The organism is Microbulbifer discodermiae (assembly GCF_040742695.1).
Classification (GTDB): Bacteria; Pseudomonadota; Gammaproteobacteria; order Pseudomonadales; family Cellvibrionaceae; genus Microbulbifer.
This window is the reverse complement of record NZ_JBFLAB010000024.1, coordinates 42,845-65,666: the sequence shown is the minus strand read 5'-3', so window position 1 is coordinate 65,666 and position 22,822 is coordinate 42,845. Positions and strand designations below refer to the sequence as shown.

The 22,822-nt window shown below is 61.0% G+C and carries 20 protein-coding genes; 9 read left to right on the top strand and 11 right to left on the bottom strand.

Features of this window, described 5'->3' with window-relative positions; genetic code table 11:
- Positions 1-94 precede the first annotated feature (94 nt).
- Positions 95-1,006, top strand: coding sequence for a TIGR01777 family oxidoreductase (locus tag AB1S50_RS10645; RefSeq protein WP_367150627.1), 912 nt, complete (start codon positions 95-97; stop codon positions 1,004-1,006).
- 47 nt (positions 1,007-1,053) lie between these two features.
- On the opposite strand, the gene AB1S50_RS10640 is transcribed toward AB1S50_RS10645, so the two are convergent.
- The 3 genes from AB1S50_RS10640 to AB1S50_RS10630 form a co-directional block, all read right to left on the bottom strand.
- The gene (locus tag AB1S50_RS10640) at positions 1,054-1,425 is read right to left on the bottom strand and encodes a hypothetical protein (protein WP_367150626.1); all 372 of its coding nucleotides are present in this window, start codon (positions 1,423-1,425) and stop codon (positions 1,054-1,056) included.
- 190 nt (positions 1,426-1,615) lie between these two features.
- The gene (locus tag AB1S50_RS10635; protein WP_367150625.1) at positions 1,616-2,395 is read right to left on the bottom strand and encodes a YdcF family protein; all 780 of its coding nucleotides are present in this window, start codon (positions 2,393-2,395) and stop codon (positions 1,616-1,618) included.
- Positions 2,396-2,663: 268 nt separating this feature from the next.
- A complete protein-coding gene (locus AB1S50_RS10630) occupies positions 2,664-3,113 on the bottom strand; it encodes a zinc ribbon-containing protein (RefSeq protein WP_367150624.1) in 450 nt (149 codons plus the stop codon).
- A gap of 92 nt (positions 3,114-3,205) precedes the next feature.
- On the opposite strand from AB1S50_RS10630, the gene leuS reads away from it, so the two are divergent.
- The 4 genes from leuS (at position 3,206) to AB1S50_RS10610 (ending at position 9,207) form a co-directional block, all read left to right on the top strand.
- Positions 3,206-5,803: a leucine--tRNA ligase gene (gene leuS, locus AB1S50_RS10625; RefSeq protein WP_367150623.1), complete on the top strand. Its 2,598-nt coding sequence runs from the start codon at positions 3,206-3,208 to the stop codon at positions 5,801-5,803.
- Positions 5,804-5,876: 73 nt separating this feature from the next.
- Positions 5,877-6,395, top strand: coding sequence for an LPS-assembly lipoprotein LptE (locus tag AB1S50_RS10620; RefSeq protein ID WP_367150622.1), 519 nt, complete (start codon positions 5,877-5,879; stop codon positions 6,393-6,395).
- 8 nt (positions 6,396-6,403) lie between these two features.
- The gene (holA, locus tag AB1S50_RS10615) at positions 6,404-7,405 is read left to right on the top strand and encodes a DNA polymerase III subunit delta (RefSeq protein WP_367150621.1); all 1,002 of its coding nucleotides are present in this window, start codon (positions 6,404-6,406) and stop codon (positions 7,403-7,405) included.
- 131 nt (positions 7,406-7,536) lie between these two features.
- The gene (locus AB1S50_RS10610) at positions 7,537-9,207 is read left to right on the top strand and encodes an acyl-CoA dehydrogenase family protein (RefSeq protein WP_367150620.1); all 1,671 of its coding nucleotides are present in this window, start codon (positions 7,537-7,539) and stop codon (positions 9,205-9,207) included.
- A 45-nt stretch (positions 9,208-9,252) separates the two neighbouring features.
- Here AB1S50_RS10610 and AB1S50_RS10605 read toward each other — a convergent pair whose 3' ends face one another.
- The 7 genes from AB1S50_RS10605 to AB1S50_RS10575 all read right to left on the bottom strand — a co-directional run bounded on the left by AB1S50_RS10605 (position 9,253) and on the right by AB1S50_RS10575 (position 16,074).
- Positions 9,253-9,993: an SDR family NAD(P)-dependent oxidoreductase gene (locus AB1S50_RS10605; RefSeq protein WP_367150618.1), complete on the bottom strand. Its 741-nt coding sequence runs from the start codon at positions 9,991-9,993 to the stop codon at positions 9,253-9,255.
- Between the two features lie 219 nt (positions 9,994-10,212).
- Positions 10,213-12,186 carry an aminotransferase class I/II-fold pyridoxal phosphate-dependent enzyme gene (locus tag AB1S50_RS10600; protein ID WP_367150617.1) on the bottom strand — a complete coding sequence of 658 codons (1,974 nt, stop codon included), beginning with the start codon at positions 12,184-12,186 and terminating at the stop codon, positions 10,213-10,215.
- 359 nt (positions 12,187-12,545) lie between these two features.
- Positions 12,546-12,995, bottom strand: a complete 450-nt coding sequence (locus AB1S50_RS10595; protein ID WP_367150616.1) for an NUDIX hydrolase — start codon at positions 12,993-12,995, stop codon at positions 12,546-12,548.
- 109 nt (positions 12,996-13,104) lie between these two features.
- On the bottom strand, positions 13,105-14,229 hold the full coding sequence (locus AB1S50_RS10590) for a phospholipase A (protein ID WP_367150614.1): 1,125 nt from the start codon (positions 14,227-14,229) through the stop codon (positions 13,105-13,107).
- 236 nt (positions 14,230-14,465) lie between these two features.
- Positions 14,466-15,185, bottom strand: a complete 720-nt coding sequence (locus AB1S50_RS10585; RefSeq protein WP_367150613.1) for a hypothetical protein — start codon at positions 15,183-15,185, stop codon at positions 14,466-14,468.
- 197 nt (positions 15,186-15,382) lie between these two features.
- On the bottom strand, positions 15,383-15,874 hold the full coding sequence (locus tag AB1S50_RS10580; protein WP_367150612.1) for a GNAT family N-acetyltransferase: 492 nt from the start codon (positions 15,872-15,874) through the stop codon (positions 15,383-15,385).
- Positions 15,875-15,876: 2 nt separating this feature from the next.
- Positions 15,877-16,074, bottom strand: coding sequence for a hypothetical protein (locus tag AB1S50_RS10575; protein ID WP_367150611.1), 198 nt, complete (start codon positions 16,072-16,074; stop codon positions 15,877-15,879).
- A gap of 152 nt (positions 16,075-16,226) precedes the next feature.
- On the opposite strand from AB1S50_RS10575, the gene can reads away from it, so the two are divergent.
- The 4 genes from can to AB1S50_RS10555 all read left to right on the top strand — a co-directional run bounded on the left by can (position 16,227) and on the right by AB1S50_RS10555 (position 20,128).
- Positions 16,227-16,886, top strand: coding sequence for a carbonate dehydratase (can, locus tag AB1S50_RS10570; protein WP_367150610.1), 660 nt, complete (start codon positions 16,227-16,229; stop codon positions 16,884-16,886).
- Between the two features lie 97 nt (positions 16,887-16,983).
- Entirely contained in the window at positions 16,984-18,627 is a 1,644-nt protein-coding gene (locus tag AB1S50_RS10565; RefSeq protein WP_367150609.1) for an FAD-dependent oxidoreductase, read from the top strand.
- A 59-nt stretch (positions 18,628-18,686) separates the two neighbouring features.
- Positions 18,687-19,220, top strand: coding sequence for a flavin reductase family protein (locus tag AB1S50_RS10560; RefSeq protein WP_367150608.1), 534 nt, complete (start codon positions 18,687-18,689; stop codon positions 19,218-19,220).
- Between the two features lie 125 nt (positions 19,221-19,345).
- Entirely contained in the window at positions 19,346-20,128 is a 783-nt protein-coding gene (locus AB1S50_RS10555) for a glycerophosphodiester phosphodiesterase (protein ID WP_367150607.1), read from the top strand.
- 79 nt (positions 20,129-20,207) lie between these two features.
- Here the strand turns inward: AB1S50_RS10555 and AB1S50_RS10550 are convergent, their stop codons facing one another.
- Positions 20,208-22,805 (bottom strand): TonB-dependent receptor plug domain-containing protein, encoded by a 2,598-nt coding sequence (locus tag AB1S50_RS10550; protein ID WP_367150606.1) that lies wholly within the window; start codon positions 22,803-22,805, stop codon positions 20,208-20,210.
- Between the last annotated feature and the right edge of the window lie 17 nt (positions 22,806-22,822).

Below are 22,822 nucleotides of genomic sequence, written 5' to 3'. Positions count from 1 at the left end.
AATCGCCCCCAAAATGACTGATTTATCCTACACTGGCTCCAGATAAATCACGGGCCGCACAAAAATAATGCCAACCGGCAAGGATGCCATCACTATGCACAGTTTGATTACCGGCGGCACCGGCCTTATTGGCCGCTTGTTTTGTCAGCACTGGCTGGCCCGCAGCAACACGCTAACGGTATTGAGCCGGCGGCCGGACAAGGTGCGGCAGCTGTGTGGAGAAACCGCCAGAGGCTGCCGCGAACTGCAGCAGGTACAGGAACCGGTCGACATTGTGGTGAACCTGGCGGGGGAACCCATTTCCCGCCGCTGGACGGAGCACTCCCGCCAGCAAATCCGCACTTCGCGGATAGGTACCACGAAAGAACTGGCGCGCTGGTGCCTGTCCCTCAAGCAACCCCCAAGGTATTTGCTGTCCGGCTCGGCAGTAGGCTACTACGGCGACCGCGGCGGCGATCTGCTGCGGGAAAACAGCCCTCCGGGGGGCGGCTTCGCGGCACAGCTGTGCCGCGACTGGGAAGCGGCCACCCTGCCGCTGCAGCGGGCCGGCATCTGTGTCGGTATCATGCGCACCTCCATCGTAATGTCCACCCGCGGCGGCGCCCTCAGCCAGATGCTGCCGGCTTTCCGTCTGGGTCTGGGCGGCCCCATGAGTTCCGGCGAGCAGTGGATGAGCTGGATTCACGAAGAGGATATCGTCGGGCTGATGCTACACGCGATTGACCACCAACTCTGTACGCCGTTTAACGCCTCCGCCCCGGAAGCGGTTACCAACAACAGCTTTGCCCGGCTGCTGGGCAAGCAACTGCAGCGCCCGGCGGTGATGCGCACTCCCGCATGGCTGCTAAAACTGTTGTTTGGGGAAATGGCTGAGGAATTGCTGCTGGCCAGCCAGAGAATGGAACCGCGCGTCGCACTCGACAGCGGCTACAGCTTCAGGTATCCGACTCTCGAAGGGGCGCTGGCCGACCTGCTGGGAAACGGCATCAAGCGGCAAGTGGCCTGATCCGGTTTCGTGGCCAGGCACCACAGAGAATACTGGTCTGGGGTAAATCAGGCCGCCACCGTATCGCCGTGCAGTACCTGGTCGAGGTAGCGTCGGCGGGATTCACCGGTCACCGCTTCAGCCCGGCACTCCATGGGCGCTGACCCCACCCACTGGGCATGCCAGCGATACCAGTGCCGCTGCTCGTCTTCGTCCCGCAACTCGACGAAATCCACATCCGCAGGATTGATATCAAATTCACGGACTATCTGTCCGGCAAAAGTCTCGAAATTCTTGCCGATCTGGACCGAGCCGCTGCCGGAAGTCAAAAACAGCAGTTCACGGCCATCCACCGGGACCCGCTTGAAGCCGAGCCATATCGGGCGATTCAGGCGGTCGTGCAATTGAATCGGGGAAAACGATGCAGGAATAGCCTCCATCTCAGTATTACCTCTTTTATTTTTTTCTGCGCCGGCCCCAATCCCCGCCGCAAAAGGGTAGTTCAGACAGGGAAATCGACGACAGACTAGACACTGCGGGCACTTATCATATGCCCCACGCCACCACCTCTCAAGACCCAGGCGTGACCCGCAAATAAGAACCGCTCCCTAGCCGGAAGTTCCCCAGGGCCTAGCATTTGTGCACCGGCGGCATGGGCCGCCAGTGGTACCAGAACTGACCCAGCAGCTCCCGCCAATAGGTTTGCGTGCGCAGCATCGCCGCGGCACTGGGTATCCACATCAGTAGAGCGCCCCGCGTGCGGGGCGGAAGCTCATCGACCACACCCACCGGCAGTGGCTGTACCTGCAGTCCGGCACGGGCAAAGACACGCGCTGCCCGGGGCATGTGCCACCAGTGGGTCACAAGGACAATACGCTCAATACCCGAGTCGTGCAGTATGGCCGCACTATTGACCGCATTTTCCGCCGTGGTGCGGCTGCAGCCGTCGCGCCAGGTCACCGGTCTCTGCAGCAGTTGCTGCAGCACAGCGACCATCATATCCGCCTCAGAGCCCTGATCCCGCTGTAAAACCCGCCCACCGGCAACCAGTATCGGCAGCTGCGCCGGCGCTCCCTGTGCGGCGCCGACCACCCGCTCCAGGCTGGTGGCGGAAAGTCGCTCGCTGCCGCTGCTCAAGCTGCGGTAACGCCCCCCACCCAAAACCACCACTGCCTGTGGCGGCCCGGGACTGTCGAGCTGGACCTCACCCAGCTGCTTACCCAGCCAGACGGAAAATGCCGGCGTTGCACAAATCCACAGAGCCGCAAAAGAAACCATGGCCAAGGGCAGGGACAGCTTGAACAGCCAGGAGGAGGACGGAAAGAGACAGAGTATAAAGGCCGCCAGCAGACCCAGCAGGGGCGCCAGCGGCGGCAGCAGCAGTGAAGTCAGGCTGGTGTGCAGTTCCATTAGGGAACCTCTGATAAAGTCAGTACTGTCTCAGCGGAGCCTGTGGCACCGCTTGGCAAGGCGCTGCGCGAAGGTCAAGGCTGGTTGTCCTTGACGAGCGGAGCAACAAGGTCCAAGTGACGCCACAGGCCCGCCCTGCGGGGCTTTGCATCGAGTCCGCCCGCTGTGTTGCAGCCGCTTGAAAGGTAACCAACATTCCTGCGCGACTGCGCCTAACTGGCGAACTCGACGCAAAGCCTGAGATTGCACTGACTTTATCAGAGGCTCCCTAGGCTTCCAGACCACCCTCCAACTGCCTAAAGCACCCATAACCGCAGCGATGGCAAGGGGTGATCTGGGTGTGCGGCGCCGGCAGGACCCGATATCCACAACCGAGACACTGCAACTCCTCCCCCTCTCCTACCGTCTCGCCCGCCAGTGCCCAAGGCTGCCCGCCACTGATGCAACGGAGTAAGTTGGGCCAGGCGGTTTCCGTTGGATCAGCGGCATTCAGCAGCCAGTCGCCGGTGCGTTCCTCTAGTGTCTGCAGCTCGCCCCCCAGGCCCCGCAGATAGTCGCCGGTACGGTGCAGGTCATCCTTGAGCCAGGCGCGCAGAAAGGTCAGCTTGTTGGCAGTTAAATTTTCAACCGACAACTCCCCTTCCACCAGGTTCTCGAGGCTGCGGCGCAATTCTTCAGCCAAATCACCCTCCGGCGGCAACTTCGGTTCCTTCGTCATGGCATCCCTCATATAATCCGGCGTTTGTCAGTGTACCGGTTATTCCGGATGTGCCACTGAGCGTTGAATCACAGAGTATAGGTTCCCTACCGATGCAAAAGCAGTACAACCCGTCTACAGTCGAAGCGTCCGCCCAGCAGTTTTGGGAGGAACAGAAAAGCTTTGAGGTCACGGAGGACGCCGGCCGGGAAAAATTCTACTGTCTGTCCATGTTCCCCTATCCCAGTGGCAAGCTGCATATGGGACATGTGCGCAATTACACTATTACCGACGTTATCTCCCGTTTCCAGCGCATGCAAGGCAAGAATGTCCTGCACCCCATGGGTTGGGACGCCTTCGGCCTGCCGGCAGAAAATGCCGCCATTCAAAACAAAACCGCACCGGCCAAGTGGACCTACGCCAACATCGACTACATGAAAGACCAGTTAAAAGTGTTGGGCTTCGGCTTTGACTGGTCCCGCGAGCTGGCCACCTGCCGCCCTGCCTATTATCGCTGGGAGCAGTGGTTCTTTACCCGCCTGTATGAGAAGGGCCTGGTCTATAAGAAAAACTCCGCCGTGAACTGGTGCCCCCACGACCAGACGGTGCTGGCCAATGAACAGGTGGAGGACGGCCGCTGCTGGCGCTGTGGCACCACTGTGGAGCGCCGGGAGCTGGCACAGTGGTTTATACGGATCACCGCTTACGCCAACGAACTCGTCAACGACCTGGACAAGCTGCCCCACTGGCCGGAGCAGGTGCGCACCATGCAGCGCAACTGGATCGGCAAAAGCAGGGGGCTGGAACTGAGTTTCGCCCTGCCCCAGACCATCGCCGGTGTGAATCATCTGGATGTATACACCACCCGCCCGGATACCCTGATGGGCGTTACCTATGTGTCTCTCGCAGCGGAGCACCCGATTTCCATGGCACTGGCGGAAGACAACCCCGAGTTGATGGCTTTCATCGCCGAGTGCAAACAGCAATCCCTGTCCGAAGCCGATATGGCCACCATGGAAAAACGCGGTATGGATACCGGCCTCAGGGCAATTCACCCCATCTCCGGTGAAGAGGTGCCGCTGTGGGTCGCCAACTATGTGTTGATGGATTACGGCTCCGGTGCAGTGATGGCGGTACCCGCCCACGACCAGCGCGACTGGGAATTTGCGCGCAAGTACCAGCTTCCCATCACACAGGTAATAGCACCGGCCGACGGCGAACAGATAGATCTGGACAGTGCCGCCTTTGTCGACCGGGGCCTGTTGGTCAATTCCGGCGATTTCGACGGCCTCGACTTCGACGCCGCCTTCGCTGCCATTGCCGACACCCTCACGGCCGCCGGCAGGGGGCGGGTCACAACCCATTACCGACTGCGCGACTGGGGTGTGTCGCGCCAGCGCTACTGGGGCGCCCCCATCCCCATGTTCAACCTGCCGGACGGCGGCGAAATTCCGGTACCGGCGGACAGACTGCCCATCCTGCTGCCGGAAGAGGTGGAACTGGACGGTGTGAGATCCCCCCTCAAGGCGGACCCCCAGTGGCGTCAGGACACCCTCGACGGCAAACCGGTGGAGCGCGAAACCGATACCTTCGACACCTTTATGGAATCCAGTTGGTATTACGCCCGCTACACCTGCCCCGACTTTGAGGAGGGTATGCTGGACCCGGCCCGCGCGGACTATTGGCTGCCGGTGGACCAGTATGTGGGCGGTATCGAACACGCCATACTGCACCTGCTCTACGCGCGCTTCTTCCACAAACTGATGCGCGACGAGGGCCTGCTCTCCAGTGACGAGCCCTTCAAGCGGCTCTTGTGCCAGGGCATGGTGCTGGCGGAATCCTTTTACAAACAGGACAATGGCCACAAGACTTGGCTCAACCCCGCAGAGGTTGACGTCGAGCGCGACGACAAAGGCAAGCCGGTTCGCGCGATTGAAATAGCCACCGGTGAAGAGGTCATCGCCGGCGGTGTGGTGAAAATGTCCAAGTCCAAGAACAACGGCATAGATCCCCACGCCGCCGTAGAGCAATACGGAGCTGACACAGTACGGCTGTTCACCGTATTCGCCGCACCGCCGGAACAGACCCTGGAGTGGCACGATGCCGGCGTCGAGGGAGCCAGCCGCTTCCTGCGCAAACTTTGGAAAACCGTTTACGGCCATATCGCCGCCGGTGGCGGCAGCGCACCTGTCCACAGCGGCAACCTCAAGGACAGCCAGCGACAGTTGCGCCGCAAGACCCACGAGACCATCCGCAAGGTCAGCGACGACTATGGCCGCCGCCAGACTTTCAACACCGCCGTAGCCGCCGTGATGGAGCTGCTCAACGAAATAATCAGACTGGCCGAGCGCGACAGCGAGCAGGGGCTGGCGACAGAGGCGGAGGCATTGCGCACCGCAGTGCTGCTGCTGGCCCCGGTCACCCCACATATCTGCCACGCACTCTGGCGGGAACTGGGCCACGACACCCCGCTGGTGGACGCGCCCTGGCCGCAGGTGGACCAAGAGGCACTGGTCCGCTCCACCATCACCCTGGTGGTACAGGTCAACGGCAAAGTGCGGGCAAAGCTGGACGCACCCGCAGACGCGGACAGGGAAGCCCTGGAGCAGTTGGCGGTGAACCACGAAAATGTGCTGAAGTTCATCGGCGATGCCCAGATCCGCAAAGTGATCGTGGTACCGGGTAAACTGGTGAACATCGTCGCCCGGTAACGGGGCAGCGCCAGCCTCACTTTCTTTGCACGGGATCAAGACGCCGGACGGCCCCGCGACTGGACACACTGCCATGAAAAAAACACTGACTATTGCGCTGATAACACTCGCCATCGCCACCGGTGGCTGTGGCTGGCATCTCCGCGGGGCGCCCAAAAACTTTCCCCCGGGCAGCAAGCTGTACATCACCGCCCAGAATCCCCGCGCCGACACCGCCGAAAGCCTCACCCGGCTGCTGCAAAACGCCGGCTTGCCCATGGCGGAGTCGGCGATAGAGGCGGATTATGTGCTGATCATCCACGCGGAAAATGAGCGCAGGCGCACCGTCTCCGTCGACGCCAAGGGACGCGCATCGGAATACGAACTGACCACCAGTGCACTCTACAGCGTGCGCGACAGCAGCGGCCGGACTCTGCTCGACAACGCCGAGGCAGTCGTATACCGCACCCTGGTTTGGGACGACAACGAAGTTGTCAGCAAGGGTGAGGAGGAGCGCTCATTGCGCGTGGAAATGCGGCGCGACCTGATCAGCCGCATCATCGACCGGCTGCGCCGCATCGACATCGATGCAGCGCCGTCAGACAGAAGCTAAGCGGTCGGATGCGCATCAATCCCCGCCAGTTGTCCCAGAACCTGAATCGGGGGCTGACCCCGATTTACGTCGTATCCGGGGATGAACCGCTGCTGGTGCAGGAATGTTGCGATAGTATCCGTGTGGCCGCCAGGCAAAAGGGATACGACGAGCGCGAACTGCTGCACGGCGAGCACAATTTCGACTGGGGTACCCTGCTGGCCGCCGCCGGCAGCCTGTCGCTGTTCGCGAAAAAAAAACTCATTGAACTGCGGCTGCCCGGTGGCAAACCCGGGGACAAGGGCAGCCGGGCGCTGCAGGAGTTCGCCGGCATCCACTGCGACGACCTTGTACTGTTGCTGGTGCTGCCCAAGCTCGAGCGCACGCAGCTGAACAGCAAGTGGATTAAGGCGCTCGAACAACGGGGTACCCTTATTCAGGTTTGGCCGGTGGAGGCGCGGGAAATGCCGCGCTGGATCCACCAGCGCCTGCGCACCCTGGGATTAGAGGCGGAACCGGATGCCATTCAGATATTGGCCGAGCGCGTCGAAGGCAACCTGCTGGCGGCAAATCAGGAAATAGAAAAACTCAAGCTGCTTTGCGCAGGTCAGGTCATCACCGCCGAGCTGATGGACGCGGCCGTGGCCAGCTCGGCTCGCTACGATGTGTTTGGCCTGATCGACCGGGCGCTCGCCGGCGACGCGGACAGGGCGGTTAAAACCCTGCACGGCTTGCGAGCCGAGGGCGTCGAGGCACCGGTGGTACTCTGGGCTCTGGCGCGGGAGATACGCAGCCTGATAGAGGTGGGCCAGCAACTGGACCAGGGCCAGCCCATCGGCCGGCTGGTCCGTATCCAAAAACGCCAGCCGCTGGTGCAATCCGCACTGTCGCGGCTTGAACGGCGCCAGCTCGAAGAACTGTTGTTGCGGGCCAGGGCCGTGGATAGCGCAATCAAGGGCGACCGCGGCCGGGACCCCTGGAGCGGGCTGCTGGAACTCACCCTCAACCTAGCCGGCAAACGCAGTGTCTGATTTGCGGCCCGAACATCCCTGTTCGGAACAGCAGACTGCTGAAAAACACTTTTTCAACAGCCTGCTAGGCTTTGACGTCCCCGTCCGTTATCTTGCTATAGCGCCCACAGCTGCTGCCAGCGAGGACAACGATGAGTGAAGCCGAGCCCCCCTCCAGCCAGGCCAGTACCCACACGGTTTTCAACCAGACGCCGCCGTTGACGGGGCACAATCTTTACGCCGGCGACGGCGCTCTGCGCGATGCAGTGACACTGTATGGCGGCCACTGGGCAGAGGAGGATTTGCAGCGCTATGGCGAAATCTGCGGTCGTCCGGAAATGATCGAGCGCGGCTTTCTCGCCAATGCCTTCCCGCCCGAATTCGACAGCCACGACCGCAACGGCAACCGCATCGACCTGGTGCGCTACCACCCCGCCTACCACCAATTGATGCAACTGGCCCTGAGCGAAGGATTGCACAGTGCGCCATGGGTCGACCCGAAACCCGGTGCGCACCTGGTGCGCGCAGCCAAATACTACCTCCACAGCCAGTTGGAATCCGGCCACGGATGCCCCGTCACCATGACCTTCGCCGCGGTGCCAACACTGCGACTCAGCCCCCACCTGGCCGCCGAGTGGCTGCCCAAGGTTACCGCCCGGGGCTACGATGCCAGTAATCGGCCCTATGGGGACAAGGCCGCGCTCACCATCGGTATGGGCATGACGGAAAAGCAGGGGGGCTCGGATGTGCGCGCAAACACCAGCAGTGCCATTCCGCTGCCGGACAACAGCGGCAATAGGGTATTCGAACTGGTGGGACACAAGTGGTTTATGTCCGCCCCCATGTGTGACGCCTTCCTGATGCTGGCCCAGGCCCCCGGGGGGCTGTCCTGTTTCCTGGTGCCGCGCTGGCGCGCTGATGGGAGCAAAAATGCGCTGCAGATCCAGCGGCTGAAAAACAAGTCCGGCAATCGCTCCAATGCCTCGTCGGAAGTGGAGATACACGGCGCCCTCGGCTGGCTGATCGGCGACGAGGGCCGCGGTATCAACGCCATTATCGAGATGGTAGCCACCACCCGCTTCGACTGTATGGTTGGCTCCTCCGCCGCCCAGCGACAGGCGGTGATTCAGGCGATTCACCACGCCGCCCACCGCCGAGCTTTTGGCCACCAGCTGATCGACCAGCCGCTGATGCAGAATGTCCTCGCCGATCTGCAGCTGGAAGTGGAGGGCTCCGTGGCCCTGACCATGCGCATGGCGCAAGCACTGGACCACCGGGACCAGGAGAGTCAGCGGCTACTGCTGCGCCTGGGCGCCGCCGTGGGCAAATACTGGATCTGCAAACGCACACCCCACCACGCCTACGAGGCCATGGAATGCCTCGGGGGCAATGGCGTGGTGGAGGACTTTATCACCGCCCGCCTGTACCGGGACGCCCCTATCAATGCCATCTGGGAAGGTTCAGGCAATATTCAGGCACTGGACCTGCTGCGGGCCATTGGCAAGACACCCTCCGCACTGGTGGCCTGGTACGACGAGCTGGACAACAGCGCCGGCGCCGACCCGCGCCTGGACCGGGCCGTGGCAGACCTGAAAAACCAGTTTGCGGATCTACAAGAAATGGAATACCGCGCCAGATATCTGGTGGAGCGCATGGCGCTGACCATGCAGGCGCATCTGCTGGTGCAAAGCGGCAACAGCGCAGTGGCGGAAGCCTTTATTGCCGCCCGGCTGGACGCCGGCGGCGCTCACGGCACCGGCTGCCTGCCCAGGGGCCTGGACCTGGCCACACTGATCGAGCGCGGCAACCCGCACAGTACCTGACCGATGGGAACGCCGCTTGCAGGTCCCGGTGGCGACGGCAAACTTTTACCAGGGAATCACCTGCCCATCCCAAAACAACAGGCGTCCACTGTCACTGGGTTTTAGCCCCTGTAACACTTCCAGGATACGTTCGGCACTGAGCTGTGGCGAGTAGAGCTTACCGGGGGCGATCCGTTTCTGGAACGGTTTTGACAAGTCGGTATCGGTGGTCCCGGGATGGATTGCCACCACACAACTGGAATCCAGCCGGCGCCCCCACTCAATAGCCAGGTTCTTTACCAGCATATTGAGCGCCGCCTTGCTTATGCGGTAGCTGTACCAGCCACCCATTTGGTTGTCGCCGATGCTGCCGACTTTGGCCGACAGGGAAGCCCACAACAATGGATTTCCCCGGGACAGCAAAGGGCCCAGTGCCTGAGCCAGGTGGAGGTGCGTCAGCAGGTTGCCGCGCATCGATGTCAGCAGCCATTCGTCACTGCACTGGTCCAGCGACTTCTCCGGCGCATGGTCCCCGTCATGCAGAATACCGCAACAGTTGATCACCCATTCCGGCAACTGCGCCTGGCGGCGCAAAAACTCCCGCACCTGCTGAACCGCTTCCGGCCTGCCCAGCTGCACGCAGAGATGCCGGTTCGCCGCCGCCTGCAATAATTGCGACGGCGGTTGGCTGCGGCTTATGGTCAGCAGCCGGGCCTGCGGACAGCGCCGCCCCACTTCCGCCACCAGCGCCTGCCCCAGGCCACCACCAGCCCCGGCGATCAATACGGAGTTTGGCTGCTCAAACACACTGTGATTCCTTTTCGTAAACCGGCAATGGAATGGCTGGGGCCCGCTTGATTTACCCTGCAGAATTTGCGGACCTGCACCGTAAATCCAGGCTGAACAAGCCGGGAAAAGCTGTGTCCACAAACTGCCAGCCTCCCATGGGTTTGATCGTGGCCCTAGGTTCCCGTGCAATTAGACGCAAGAACTTGTGCCTCACTGACTCGAGTCGGCGCGGGGCATTCACCGGGCGCCTGACGCAGTATTGAGTTCCCTGAGCACTTCCTCCCGGACCACCCGCAGCATCGGCTCATCGGATCGAAACATCAAACCGTGAATTTCCTCAGCAGTCTGCCCCTGCAGCAACTGCCGCAGGAATTGCACTATCTCCACCGATATCTCCTGCCCCGGCACCAACACCGGAATGCCCGGCGGATAGGGCACAATTTCATCGGCGCTGGTACGGCCCACCAGTTGCCTGTCGGCCCGGACGCCGTTGTCCATCAGCGGAAGTTCCTCCGTTTCGGCAAAGTAGGCATCGGCGGGCAAACAGGTAAGGCGGGTAAATGCAGGCAGGCAGCGGGATACCACCCCCAAAGCTCTTGTGCGGCGGTTGACTGCCAATTGTTTCAACGCATGGATCAAACGCAGCAGTTTGCTCTCTGTGCTGCCCAGAGTCACCAGCACCGTCACTGTGTTGTAAGTGGTCTTTTCCACCTGGATACCGTACCGGTCAAACAGCTTTATCTGCATTTCCCGCCCGGAAAAACCACTGGCGGAAAGATCGATGGTGACCTTGGTGGGGTCCAGCCGGATATTGTCGCCCCTGAGCGGATCCGGTATCAGGTCTGCACAGGTCAGCGCCCGAAAGACGCCGGTATCATCCACTGCCTGACGCAAGGTCCGCACCATCTGCATACACTGCTGGAGCCGACCGAAACCCTCCATCGCCATCTGTTTGCGGGCCACGTCGAGGCTGGCAATCATCACATACTGGGGGCTGGTAGAGGCGTGCATGTTGAGGTTTTCGCGGAACCGGAATTCGTCGAACTCCGTGTCCTGTACATGGATCATGCTGGCCTGCGAAAAAGCGGATAACATCTTGTGAGTACTCTGAGTCACATAGTCGGCACCGCTTTCCAGCGCCGTGGGCCGCAGCTCGGGGTGAAAATAACCGTGGGCGTACCAGGCTTCATCCACCAATACCCTGACGCCGCACTTATGGGCGCGATCGATGATGGGTTTTAGGTCGTAGCGCAGGCCGTCGTAACTGCAGGAAGTCAACACTAGCAGGCGCGCATCGCCATGCTCCTCCAGTGCCCGAAAAATATCCTCGCGACGCACCGGACCGTAGATGCCAAACTTCGGGTGCAGGGTGGATTTCAGATAGACAGGTTCGCAACGATTCATGACGATGGCGTGATGCACCGACTTGTGGCAGGCCTGGTCCACAATAATCTTGCCCCCGCCCCCGAGAATCTGCTGAATCACCACCTTGTTGGCGGTGGAGGTGCCGTTGGTAAGAAAGAATGTATGGCGTGCGCCAAAGGTGTGGGCGGCCAGTTCCTGCGCCTCCTGAATCACCGAATGTGGCTCCAGCAGGCTGTCCAGCACCTGTACCGATACAGACAGGTCCGTGTTGAACACATGCTCGCCCATAAAACGGTAAAAGTCCCCTACCCAGGGACTGTTGCGCAGGCTGTCACCGCCCGAATGCCCCGGCGTGTGCCAGGCGTCACGGGCGTTGAATACATAGGCTTTCAGGGTGTCGGCAAAGGGCGTAGAAGCGCGCCGGGCGATAAATGCCTGCACCAGGCGAAACACCTGATTGAAATTGCCCTCGCGACGATCGAAGAGTTCATCAAAGCGCTGGCGCACAGACACGGAAACAGCGCAGCCCTGCACTACCAGAAAAACATTCAACTGTGTGCGGATCCCGTGCAGGTGATCGACCAGCTCTTCAGCCGCACTCAGGCTGTGCTGGTCGCAACCCCCATCGACAATCAGCGCCTGCACCTTTGGCTCGCGCAACAGCAGCTTCTCTACGGCGCTGCGGGCCACTGATTCGAAGCGCAGGCCCAGTGGGTTTTCATGTTGGGCGGCGGTACTGTTGAGCGCCCCCACCCAATGGCTCGCCAACCGGCGGTCGCCCCCGACCAGGGCGACCCGGCACTCCAGTGACTGGCGGCTTCCGGTGGGGCTGCCCAGATCAGGCATCTCGAGGTCCACGGCAATACAACTCTATTCAGCATAGCCCCGGGGTGCGGGGAAATGCCGCCACAGGACCACTGCAGGCGTGCCGGAGCCGGCCTTACTCAATTCGGTGGTTCGACCCGGGCCTGCCTGGCCGGGCAAGGGGCTGAGGAGCCGGCCGCCATCGCAGACAGTCCAGCGGCGCTCTCCAACACTGCCCTGTCCCGTATACCCCGCCAGCCTGGCTCCTTTGAAGGGCCACTGATTAACCCGACAATTAAACAATTTGCCGGGTTAATGTGGCAGAAGGATGTACCGCCGCCGGGCGGAGGCCAATAAACCAGCAGCAACAGGGCTATTTCAGTTAGTGTGAAGAGGCCCTACTAGAATCTGGCGCTGCGCACCCGGCCATCGAAGTTGAGACACTCCTCCACCCGCTGTCTCTGTACGGAGGAAAGCTCCTCGAGTGGAAAGAAGCGCAATTCCGAGTGCTCATCGGACAGACATATCCGCCGCTCATCGCAAAAACCGGCGCGGAAGATAAAAGCGTGGGAGTGGTAGGCCCGGTGGTAATAGACTCCACTCAGATAGCCGATACTGACCTCCCGGCCCAGTTCCTCGCGACATTCCCGCAACAGCGCCTCGTGCACTGTTTCCCCCGGTTCCAGCGCTCCCCCCGGCAGGCCCCAGCTTCTGTCCGCATAAGTGGCGCGCAACTGCAATACTTCGCCGGCGCTGTTGGTGATTACCGCGTGAGCGCTCAACCGATACCTGTCCTCAAATCCCATCGCCCTTCCCCACCAGCCGGATTGTCCCCCGTGTGGCAATGGCATAGCGCTTCCGCCAATTGCCGGCCTCGTCTCCCCGCAGTAGCCTTGAGCCCCAGCGGCATGAGGCGACCGAGGGATATTCAGCCCGGTCGCGAAGTGTCACCACTGCGGATTACTGGAAGCCCCGTGCCAGCTCAAAGCCCACCCCCAGTGTCTGAACCGCCTCGTCGTAATCGATCAGGCTTTCACCGTAACCGTTGAAATACTTTACGTAGCCGCGCACCCGGTTGCCCATGGGAAAGCTCCAGCGCAGCTCCAGGGCACCGTGGTTATCGGATCGTAAATTGTTACGCAGCATCAACCCGAAGGTGTGCTCTCCGCGATAATAGGTGCCGGTCAGTTCAAAGTGTCCGAGGTACTTCTCTATGTCCGGGTTATCATCTTCCTCGCGGTCCTCCTTGATCCGGTACCAGGGCTTGAAGCCCAGTAGAAAACTGCCGCGCTGGAAAAAGAGGTGGGCGTAAACCCGGTTCCAACTGCGGGACAGGGCTTCGCTGCGACCATTGGACTGATGGTTGATAACCAGCTGGTTGGCGATATTTTCGAACCCGAACAGATGCCAGTCGTTGAGCCAGGTCATTAGCAGCTCGGGCTCGTGATTGGTTTCCCTGAAGGGTGCCGAGTCGTCGGAATTGTATGCCTGCCAAAAGCTCCGGTTGGTGTAGGCCACGCTGAGAAAAGAAGCCTTGCCCAAAAAGCCCCGCCATACGGGTACCTGTACCGACAGCTGAAACTGCACTTCGATATGGTCGAGATTCACCGGCTGGTCCAGCGCCTGCTCAAACACCCTCTCGTTGGGAGAGGGGTTGTAAACTACCGGCAACAGGTAATTTGTCCGGTGGGATGCCAGAGTAAAGGGGTTGTTGGCGGCGTTCCGAATCGCCGTGGCCGGCTCCAGCGCAAGGGATTCCGGCGTCGTTTCCGCTCCCTGCAGCGACTCGGGCATCCCAGCGGTCGACTCCAAGGGTTTTGGCGGCTCGGGGCCGGCACCCACCTGCTCGGCGCAGTAGCGGCGAATCTCATCCATACTGACGTCGGCCGGCGCCACCACTATCTGCTCCCGCAGGCAGGCTTGCCGGCGCTGCTCCAGATCCGGCTCCGGGAAAACCACCTGGTCCCACCAGATATCCGCATCGCCGGCCTGCGCCACCGGCACCCGGGTATCGGCGAACAGGTTGTCCGACACACTCGACAAAAGACACAGGGAAATAAGGCGGGCAGAGATTCGGCGCAGCAATTCGGTACCTCTCAGAAAAGCGGTCGGAAACGAGCCCTGGGACCAACTCAGTTAGTGTGAACAGGCCCCAGCTTACACCGCCGGGGTTGGAAATATGTCCGACTGGAAATCAAAAACAGCATCCACTGCAAATCAGGCCGATCACTGCGCCAAAGCTGATCCCGCAATCGCCGGCTGGTAGGCACATCCCGGTACCGCTGTAACCCGGCAACCTGTTGAGTTGCCGGGTCAATCGTTTATGCCAGTGCATCCAATTGCGGCGACCACTCCAAATCCCGCAGGCGCACCTGCCACAAGCGGCCGGTGCTGGAGGGCCAGTCGTAGCCCACCAGAAGTCCGCGGCTGTCCACATAGCAGTTCGCATCCCGCTCGGCATCGTCACCCTGGTAAATAAAGGCGGAAATATCGCCACCCATCTCTTCGGTACTGCGGCTCGCGGCATCCCGGGGCATAGGCCGCGCCTGGCGGTGGCTGATTCGCGGTGCCAGCAGCTTGCCCCTTTGGGAGGGATCCACTATATCCGGTGTTACCACATCCAAACCCCCGCGGAACTGCTCCAGCTTGCGCAGCAGGGGCCCCATAAAAATACGCATCAGTGGAAACAGCAGGCGGTTGCCGCCCTCCACCAGCGCCCTTTGCGGACCGTTGGGGCCGCGCCACTGAGCTTCGATGGCATCGCCGACCCTGGGTTCCGCCCCCCTGGCCTTGACGCTATAGTGCGCACTCACTTCCGCCACCTGATCGCGCCAGCTCATCTGGCAATCGCTCACCAGACCGGCGGATAAAATGGCGCGGACCTGCATACCGTAACCCGCCGCACCCACTAGGCGCTGACTGATCAGAAGTCGCTGCCCCTGGTCGCCCTCACCCAGTTGCCAACTGTCCTGAACCGGCATCTCGCGACCGTCGCAACTGTAGTAATAACGTCCCTGCGCCAATTTGGTACTCAACTGCATGGTTCATTCCTCCCTGTATCGACCCGCAGCGGCAAAGCTGCCCGGAGCAAACTCGCCTGCCAGGGAAAGTATTGCACAGGGGGGAACTCCGCTCGGGAATAGGCGCGAAAATCAATGGCGGAGTGGCTGGGGCAAACTCAGGCGGTGAACATTACTGGCTTCGACCCTTTTACCGGCAGTGAGCCTGGCAATAGGGCTTAGAGATACCGCTGCCAGAAATACGCCTGCCCCATCTCTTCGTCCAGCACATAGGGCTTGAAGCCGGACTTCCGATAGGCGACCTGTGCGGGAGTATTCTTCTCCAGTACCTCCATCGTCAACTTGACACAGCCCCGACGCCTGGCCTCCCGCGCCACCAGCTCCAGCATAGCGCCGCAGATACCCTCGCCACGCATCCCGCGGCTAACGATTACATCGTGAATATTCACCAGCGGCCGACACATAAAAGTGGAAAAACCCATAAAGCAGTTGATCAGGCCCACGGCACTGCCAGCGCGATAAGCGAGTACACTGAAAGCACCGGGAAACTCCGCCAGCCTGCCCGCCAGCTCGGATCGACAGGATTCCGGTAGCGGATCACCACCGCCGTATGGATCCCGGGCATACTCATCCATCAAGGCCGCCAGATCCTCCCCATGGCGGGCATCGCCATAATCCGCCAGCACAACTTCCAGTGGTCCATTGTCCATAGTTACTCCTGCATGTCGCCGTTGGAATCCGGGGTCTCTGTAGCGGAGCTCAACCTGCTGCGCAGGCTGCGCAAGTAATTCCGAAACCGGGTGCGGCGCGCGCACAGCTTGCGCACTCGAATCCGGCGTCGGCACAGCGGAATCCCTCGAGCGGGTCGCCGGCGCCACTTCAGCGTTGCGCGCGTTCTTCTGATCACCATTGGCTTCTCCTCCGGTGCCGACCTGAATCCGGTTTCGCGGCAGCCTAGCAGATAGACAGAGTAAAATCAGGTCGCCGGGGCAAACTTGGCCGTGGGGGTAAAAGTCGTTAACATTCACGCCCTGGCATCCACCGACCCCAGCGGAAACGACATTGCACCCTCTCCAGCAACTGATTAAGAACAACCGCCTCTGGTCCCAGTCAACCAGGGATGAGAAGCCCGGTTTTTTCCTCCAGCTCTCGGAGCAGCAATCCCCGGACTACCTCTGGATCGGTTGCGCTGACAGCCGCGTGCCCGCCAACGAAATCGTCGGACTTCTGCCTGGCGAACTGTTTGTACATCGCAATGTTGCCAACCTAGTGGTGCACACCGACCTCAACTGCCTGTCAGTGCTCCAGTATGCGGTGGAGGTTCTCAAGGTCAGGCATGTGATCGTCTGTGGACACTATGGTTGTGGCGGGGTTCAGGCGGCACTGGAGAATAGCCAGCTGGGACTGATTGACAACTGGTTGCGCCATATCCAGGACGTGCGCGACAAACACCAGTCGCTGATCGAACTGGTTCCCGAACCGGACAGGGTCGACCTGCTGTGCAAACTGAATGTGCTGGAGCAGGTCACCCACGTCTGCCGGACCACCATAGTCCGCGACGCCTGGCGCGCCGGACAGGAACTGACTGTCACCGGTTGGGTATACGGACTCAAGGACGGCCTGATTCACGACCTGGGGCTCTCCATCAGCACACCGGACAAGCTCGCCGAGACCTACCACAGCGCTCTGGCCAATATCGCCCAGGATGACGACCTGGAGTAACCGGGCAGACTTCCGCGCTTAATTTTCTTACACTCCCGATCAAAATTATCGCCGCCCGGTGGGTACCGGGCAGGCCGTCCACCTGTCGGGGAGAATCATGTCCGAATACCGCGTTTGGGAGTGTCAGATTTGTGGCTGGATCTACGATGAGGCCAAAGGCTGGCCCGAGGATGGCATAGCCCCCGGTACCCGCTGGGAAGACATTCCCGAAGACTGGAGTTGCCCCCAGTGCGGCGCCGCCAAGCAAGACTTCCGGATGATACAGCTGAGCGGTAGTTCCGCACCTGAGCCTTTGCGCGACAGCCCCGCGCCTGGACCTTCGGCACCGGCGGCCCCATCCACAATCGCCACTACCGGCTACCGCATCTGGGAGTGTATGGTATGCGGCTGGGTTTACGATGAATCCAAAGGCTGGCCCGAGGATGGCATAGCCCCCGGTACCCGCTGGGAAGACATCCCCGAAGACTGGAGTTGCCCCCAGTGCGGCGTCAGCAAAGGCGAGTTCGATATGGTGCTGGTGTCCGGGGAAACCACCGGGGAACAGCCGGCGCCAGCCATCGACAGCTCCGCCGAACCCCTCGTCATTGTCGGTACCGGCCTGGCGGGCTACAACCTGGCGCGAGAGTTCCGCAAGCTGGATAAGTCCAGGCCCCTGGTTCTGATCACTGCAGATGATGGCAGCTGCTATTCCAAACCACTGCTATCCACGTCACTGGCGCACGGCAAGACAAGCCGGCAACTGGCCGATGCCTCGGCAGAGGAAATGGCCCGGGAGCTGAATGCGGAAATACTGGTCCACACCCGGGTCAGGCGCATTCACCGGGAGGCGCGAAGTCTGGAGCTGACACCGCAAAATGACGGCCAGCCAGCCTTCCTGCGATACGCCCAACTGGTGCTGGCCACAGGGGCCAGCCCCACCAAACTGCCCGCCATCGAAGGAGATGGTCTGGCGCGCCTGTTCCGCATCAATAACCTGGGCGACTACCACCGCTTCCGCACCGCCCTCATCAACCGCCGCCGGGTGCTGCTGATCGGGGCCGGACTCATCGGCTGCGAATTTGCTAACGATCTGGTCCAGGCCGGTTTCGAGGTGGCCATGGTGGACCCATTGGACTGGCCCCTGGCAAGCCTGCTGCCGGAGGCCGCCGGTCGCGATCTGCAGCAGGCACTGGAGGCGGCCGGTGTGACTTTCCACGGCAATCGCAAAGTGTGCCAATTGGAGAGCAGCGGCAGCGGCCTGCGGGCAACGCTGGACCGGGGGGAAGTGCTGGAAGCCGATATCGCCCTCGCAGCCCTGGGCCTGCAAGCCAACACGCTACTGGCCGAGGACGCCGGCATCGGCATCGGGCGCGCTGTTCGGGTGAACCGGCAGCTGCGCACCGACGACGCCAATATCTTCGCCCTGGGGGATTGCGCCGAAGTGGATGGTCACCAACTTTGTTTCGTCGCACCGCTGATCAGCTGTGCCCGGGCGCTGGCCAAAACCCTGGCCGGATCGCCGACCCCGGTGTGCTACGGTACTCTGCCAGTGGCGGTTAAAACCACTGTACACCCGGTAACCCTGTGCCCGCCGCAGGAGAGCGCGGAGGGCAGCTGGCAGTGGCAACCTCATGCGGCCGGTGGTGTCCGGGCGGAGTTTCGCGGCTCCGGCGGCCAGCTGCTGGGTTTCGCCCTGACGGGCAATGCCATCACCCTGCGGGAATCGCTGGCCAGTGAGTGCGAGCCCCTGATGGCGGACTGACACGGCAAAATGGCTAATGGCAGCCGTTTTGCCGTAAAATGGCCGTCAGCACAAATTTTATGCAGAACACAAGCCAGAGTATGACGACAGACGGGTCCCCTGCTATCTCCCTGACACCCCAGAGAAGCCGCGCCCTGCGGGACACTCTGGGCCATTTCGCCACCGGCGTGGCCGTGGTCACCACCCGCGACGCCAAGGGCGAGCCCATGGGCATGACCGTCAACAGTTTCAACTCAGTCTCTCTGGACCCGGCCCTGGTGCTCTGGAGCGTCGACAAGCAGTCACTGGGTTATCAGGCCTTTACCAACCGGGGGCACTTCACGGTGCATGTGCTGAAAACCGACCAGCAGAACCTGGCCAACCTGTTCGCCGGTCGCGGCGTGGATAAATTTGGCCGCACAAAATGGCACTGGGGCCCAGACCGGGTGCCGCGGCTGGAAGACTGCGCCGCCCTCTTCCACTGCCGGTTGGCCCAGTGTATCGACGGTGGCGACCACACCATCCTCCTGGGTGAAGTCCTGGAATTTTCGGCACAAGGCGGCGAGCCGTTGGTATTCCATCGCGGCCGTTACCGCGCCCTCGCCGGCGACTAAGGTCCCCCGTGACCAGCTCCATCACTTTTGCCCGCGCCCAGCAACCATAGCGTGGCCTCATGTTAACTGAAGTATCATACTTCACAGGCACAATGAGGCTGGCATTCCCTGAGGGTCAGTAGATCATGCAAACGCCGGGTACCCTGTTCTGTTTTGCGCACCGGGGCTATCGTCGCCAGGCCACGGAAAATACCCTGCAGGCCATTCAGCACGCACTGGAAGTGGATGTGGATGGCATCGAGATCGATGTCTGGAATATCGGCGGCCAGTTGCTGGTGAAGCACGACCGCCGCCTGGGGCGCCTGATTGCCGGCAGTGAACTGCTCACGGACCTGTGCCCGGAAGCCCTGCGTGAAAAACTGCTGCCCTGCGGTGGCCGGATACCGGCGCTGCGAGAGGTACTGGAACTGGTGGGCAACAATCTTCAGCTCAACATCGAACTCAAGGGCCCCAATTGTGCGGCACTGCTGGCGCAGGAACTGGAATCTTTTGTGCAAGACGGCGGCGGGGGCTTCGAATCCTACCTGGTTTCGTCCTATGACCACCCCCAGGTGTACCAGTGCCTGCAGCTGATTCCCCAGGTCCGCCGCGGTGTGATTATCGACGGTATCCCCCTGGGCCTGGCAGCCTGTGCGGAGCCCTTACAAGCCTATTCCCTGCACATGAACCTGGACTTTGTCGATGCAGAGCTTATCGCCGACTGCAAGCAAAGGGGCCTCAGGACCTATGTATTTACGGTGAACGACCCGGCTGATCTCGCCCTGTTGGGCAAAATGGGGGTGGATGGCGTCTTTACCGATGAGCCCGAACTGGTCATGGAGTACAACGCCGGCAAGATGGCGGAGATATTGATTCAGCAGCAGCGGCTGCTCCAGGCTGGGGGACCGGAACCCCGGGACACGGAATAAGCTCCAGGGGCATTGCCAAATGCCACAAAAAAACCGGCGCAAGCGCCGGCTTTTTTGTCGTCTCGCGAAACAACCGCGATCAGAACTCCGCGCTCGCACGCAGATACCAAAAGCCCCCATTGAAGCCAAACGGCGACGTGAGTGCGTGTTGCACTCCCAGGGACTGCAAGATCGGGCTCTGCTCATCGTCGGGCAGCACATCGAAGATATTCTCACCACCCAGGGCCAGGGTATAGCTGTCCTGGAAGGTAAACTTCGCCTCCAGGTCCACCAGCACCTCGCCACCATAGCTGCTGGCATCGGAGGCATCGCCAGGGCCTAGCTGGCCAAAAGTGGATTCCCAGCTGCTGTAACGGTTAAAGCGCAGATAGCCGCTGAATACCTCACCGGTATCGTAGTCGAAGGTCAGCACCGTGCGGTCGCTGGGCACCTGATTTTCCAGGTCAAACACCCGCGATGCATTGATGGTGTTGGGAGCCACGCTAGTGACCTCCTGCTGGTTGTGGTTGTGGCGCAGGTCCACGGTGAGCAGATTCCCCCCCACCTCGAAGTCACTGGTTATGGCGACGTCGACACCGCTCACTTCCGAATCGTAGGCGTTGACAAAGAAATTGGCATTACCTTCGTCCAGTAACTCCGCATTTTCCACCCCCGCTGCTGTCAGTAGGGCCACTTCCTGCGCGCCAATGGCAAAGTTGCGCAATGCCAACCGATCTTCGATATCGATACGATAGTAATCGACGGTGACACTGGTGTTGTCAAACGGATTCACCACTACACCCAGGGTAAAGCTGGTGGACTCTTCGGGGGTCAGCGGCTTGGCGCCCAGCGCCAGTGCCACCGGATTGTCCACCGGATAGGTTCCGGAGGGAATCAGCCTGCCGCTCGGATCGGCGGTGGTGGTCACGTTGAGGGTATTCACCTGCCCCGGTGTAGGTGCGCGGAAACCGGTGTTGACGGTTCCCCGCAGGGCAAAGCTCTCGCTAAAGTCGTAGCGGGCAGACAGTTTCCAGTCCGACGTCGAACCAAATTCGTCATAGTCCTCAAAACGCAGCGCCGCGCCCAGGGTCAGGCTGTCGCTGACGTCCGCTTCCAGGTCAATGTAGGCGGCCATACTTTCACTGCTAAAGCTGCCGGCAGCTTCCGCGGGAAAGCCCTGGAATCCATCCGAACCCACACCAAATTCCTCGCCGGTGGGACCCACCTCGGTGGAAGCCGCATCGCCCGCGCCGATCTTATAGGTCTCATCGCGCCACTCAGCACCAAAGGCAATGTTGAGCGGCGACGCCAGCCAGACCAAGTCTACCGGCTGGACGAAGTCCACATTCAGGCTGGTCTCTTCCTGGGTCAGGGTTCCCGGATTAAAGGAGGTAGGTGACAAAATACCCAGGCTGGGGTTAATGGAATCCCGCAGCACATAGGACACCTCGTTTTCCGCCGTGCGCGCGCGGACATCCCAGCTCATGCCGGAAGCCAGTTCGCCGCGGGCACCGAACACTGCCGACAGGTCAGTGATATCGGCGCCGAACTGCGGATTGTAACCACCGGGGAACTGGGTATAGATGGGGTTGCGCAGCACATAGCCACTGGGGCTGTCGCTGTCGGCCACCAGGTAGTCCGACGGGCTCAGTCCCTGGGCCTGAATACTGTCGATCAGCGACTGGGGCGCTGGATCCGGCAGAAAATCGCCATCTCTGTCTCTCTGTAGGGTTTCACGCGCACCAAACTCGAACTGCGGATCCAGTACCGGGCCGCGGTAAAAGAAGTCGGAAATGGTTTCGTTGTCGGAATAGCCGAAGTTACCGTACAGCTCCACGCTGTCGCTGATATCGTAACCCGTATTGATAAACAGTTTCATGACCTCGACATCCGGGTCCCCCCAGCGCTGGCCAAGTCCATCCAGTGGCACCTGTTCTGTACCGACTGCGCTGGCTACAGTTGCTGTGGCGGCATGTGGAACACCGCGGGAGGTTTTATCGGAGGTGGAGTGTTCAATGGTGGCGTTTAGAAAGCCGCGCTCACCCAGCCCAAAACCCCCATTGGCGGCCACAATGGTGCGGGCGCCGTCCCCCTCGAAATATTCGCCAGTCTGGGCCGACAGACTGATGCCCTCGGCGTCGTCCTTGAGAATCACGTTCACGACACCGGCGATAGCGTCGGAACCGTATTGGGCCGAAGCGCCGTCACGCAGAACTTCCACTCGCTCAATCGCCATTGCCGGTATCGCCGCGAAGTCCACCGCCTGCGCGCCCTGGTTCACAGTCCCCAGTGGGGCCAGTTGCAGGTTGACCAGTGCGGAGCGGTGCCGGCGGGTGCCGTTTACCAGCACCAGGGTCTGATCCGGTGACAAATTACGCAGGGTGACCGGGCGGATAAATGCCGTGCCATCGGCTATGGGGAATCTCTGGGTGTTAAAGGAGGGCGCCACCTTGGCCAGGGATTCGGTCAGGTCGAAGCTGGCCTGATCGGACAGGCTGGCACCACCGAGCACATCCACCGGGGAAAGGGTTTCCGTGGGGGCAACACCCTCTCTCCGGGTCCCCGTGATAATCACCTCTTCTATGATGCCGTTATCAGCGCTGGGCTGTTGCTGTTCCTGGGCGAGAGCGCCACAAACTGGCATCGACAGTGCCGTGGCGATGGCCAGGGACAGCGGTTTGAATCTATTGGGTTGCATAAAGTGCCGGTCCTCTC

Excerpts from the sequence above, each read along its gene's own strand:
- AB1S50_RS10645 (WP_367150627.1), top strand. The coding sequence starts at position 95 with ATGCACAGTTTGATTACCGGCGGCACCGGCCTTATTGGCCGCTTGTTT.
- AB1S50_RS10640 (WP_367150626.1), bottom strand. The coding sequence starts at position 1,425 with ATGGAGGCTATTCCTGCATCGTTTTCCCCGATTCAATTGCACGACCGC.
- AB1S50_RS10635 (WP_367150625.1), bottom strand. The coding sequence starts at position 2,395 with ATGGAACTGCACACCAGCCTGACTTCACTGCTGCTGCCGCCGCTGGCG.
- AB1S50_RS10630 (WP_367150624.1), bottom strand. The coding sequence starts at position 3,113 with ATGACGAAGGAACCGAAGTTGCCGCCGGAGGGTGATTTGGCTGAAGAA.
- leuS (WP_367150623.1), top strand. The coding sequence starts at position 3,206 with ATGCAAAAGCAGTACAACCCGTCTACAGTCGAAGCGTCCGCCCAGCAG.
- AB1S50_RS10620 (WP_367150622.1), top strand. The coding sequence starts at position 5,877 with ATGAAAAAAACACTGACTATTGCGCTGATAACACTCGCCATCGCCACC.
- holA (WP_367150621.1), top strand. The coding sequence starts at position 6,404 with ATGCGCATCAATCCCCGCCAGTTGTCCCAGAACCTGAATCGGGGGCTG.
- AB1S50_RS10610 (WP_367150620.1), top strand. The coding sequence starts at position 7,537 with ATGAGTGAAGCCGAGCCCCCCTCCAGCCAGGCCAGTACCCACACGGTT.
- AB1S50_RS10600 (WP_367150617.1), bottom strand. The coding sequence starts at position 12,186 with ATGCCTGATCTGGGCAGCCCCACCGGAAGCCGCCAGTCACTGGAGTGC.
- AB1S50_RS10595 (WP_367150616.1), bottom strand. The coding sequence starts at position 12,995 with ATGCCATTGCCACACGGGGGACAATCCGGCTGGTGGGGAAGGGCGATG.
- AB1S50_RS10585 (WP_367150613.1), bottom strand. The coding sequence starts at position 15,185 with ATGCAGTTGAGTACCAAATTGGCGCAGGGACGTTATTACTACAGTTGC.
- AB1S50_RS10580 (WP_367150612.1), bottom strand. The coding sequence starts at position 15,874 with ATGGACAATGGACCACTGGAAGTTGTGCTGGCGGATTATGGCGATGCC.
- AB1S50_RS10575 (WP_367150611.1), bottom strand. The coding sequence starts at position 16,074 with ATGGTGATCAGAAGAACGCGCGCAACGCTGAAGTGGCGCCGGCGACCC.
- AB1S50_RS10565 (WP_367150609.1), top strand. The coding sequence starts at position 16,984 with ATGTCCGAATACCGCGTTTGGGAGTGTCAGATTTGTGGCTGGATCTAC.
- AB1S50_RS10560 (WP_367150608.1), top strand. The coding sequence starts at position 18,687 with ATGCAGAACACAAGCCAGAGTATGACGACAGACGGGTCCCCTGCTATC.
- AB1S50_RS10555 (WP_367150607.1), top strand. The coding sequence starts at position 19,346 with ATGCAAACGCCGGGTACCCTGTTCTGTTTTGCGCACCGGGGCTATCGT.
- AB1S50_RS10550 (WP_367150606.1), bottom strand. The coding sequence starts at position 22,805 with ATGCAACCCAATAGATTCAAACCGCTGTCCCTGGCCATCGCCACGGCA.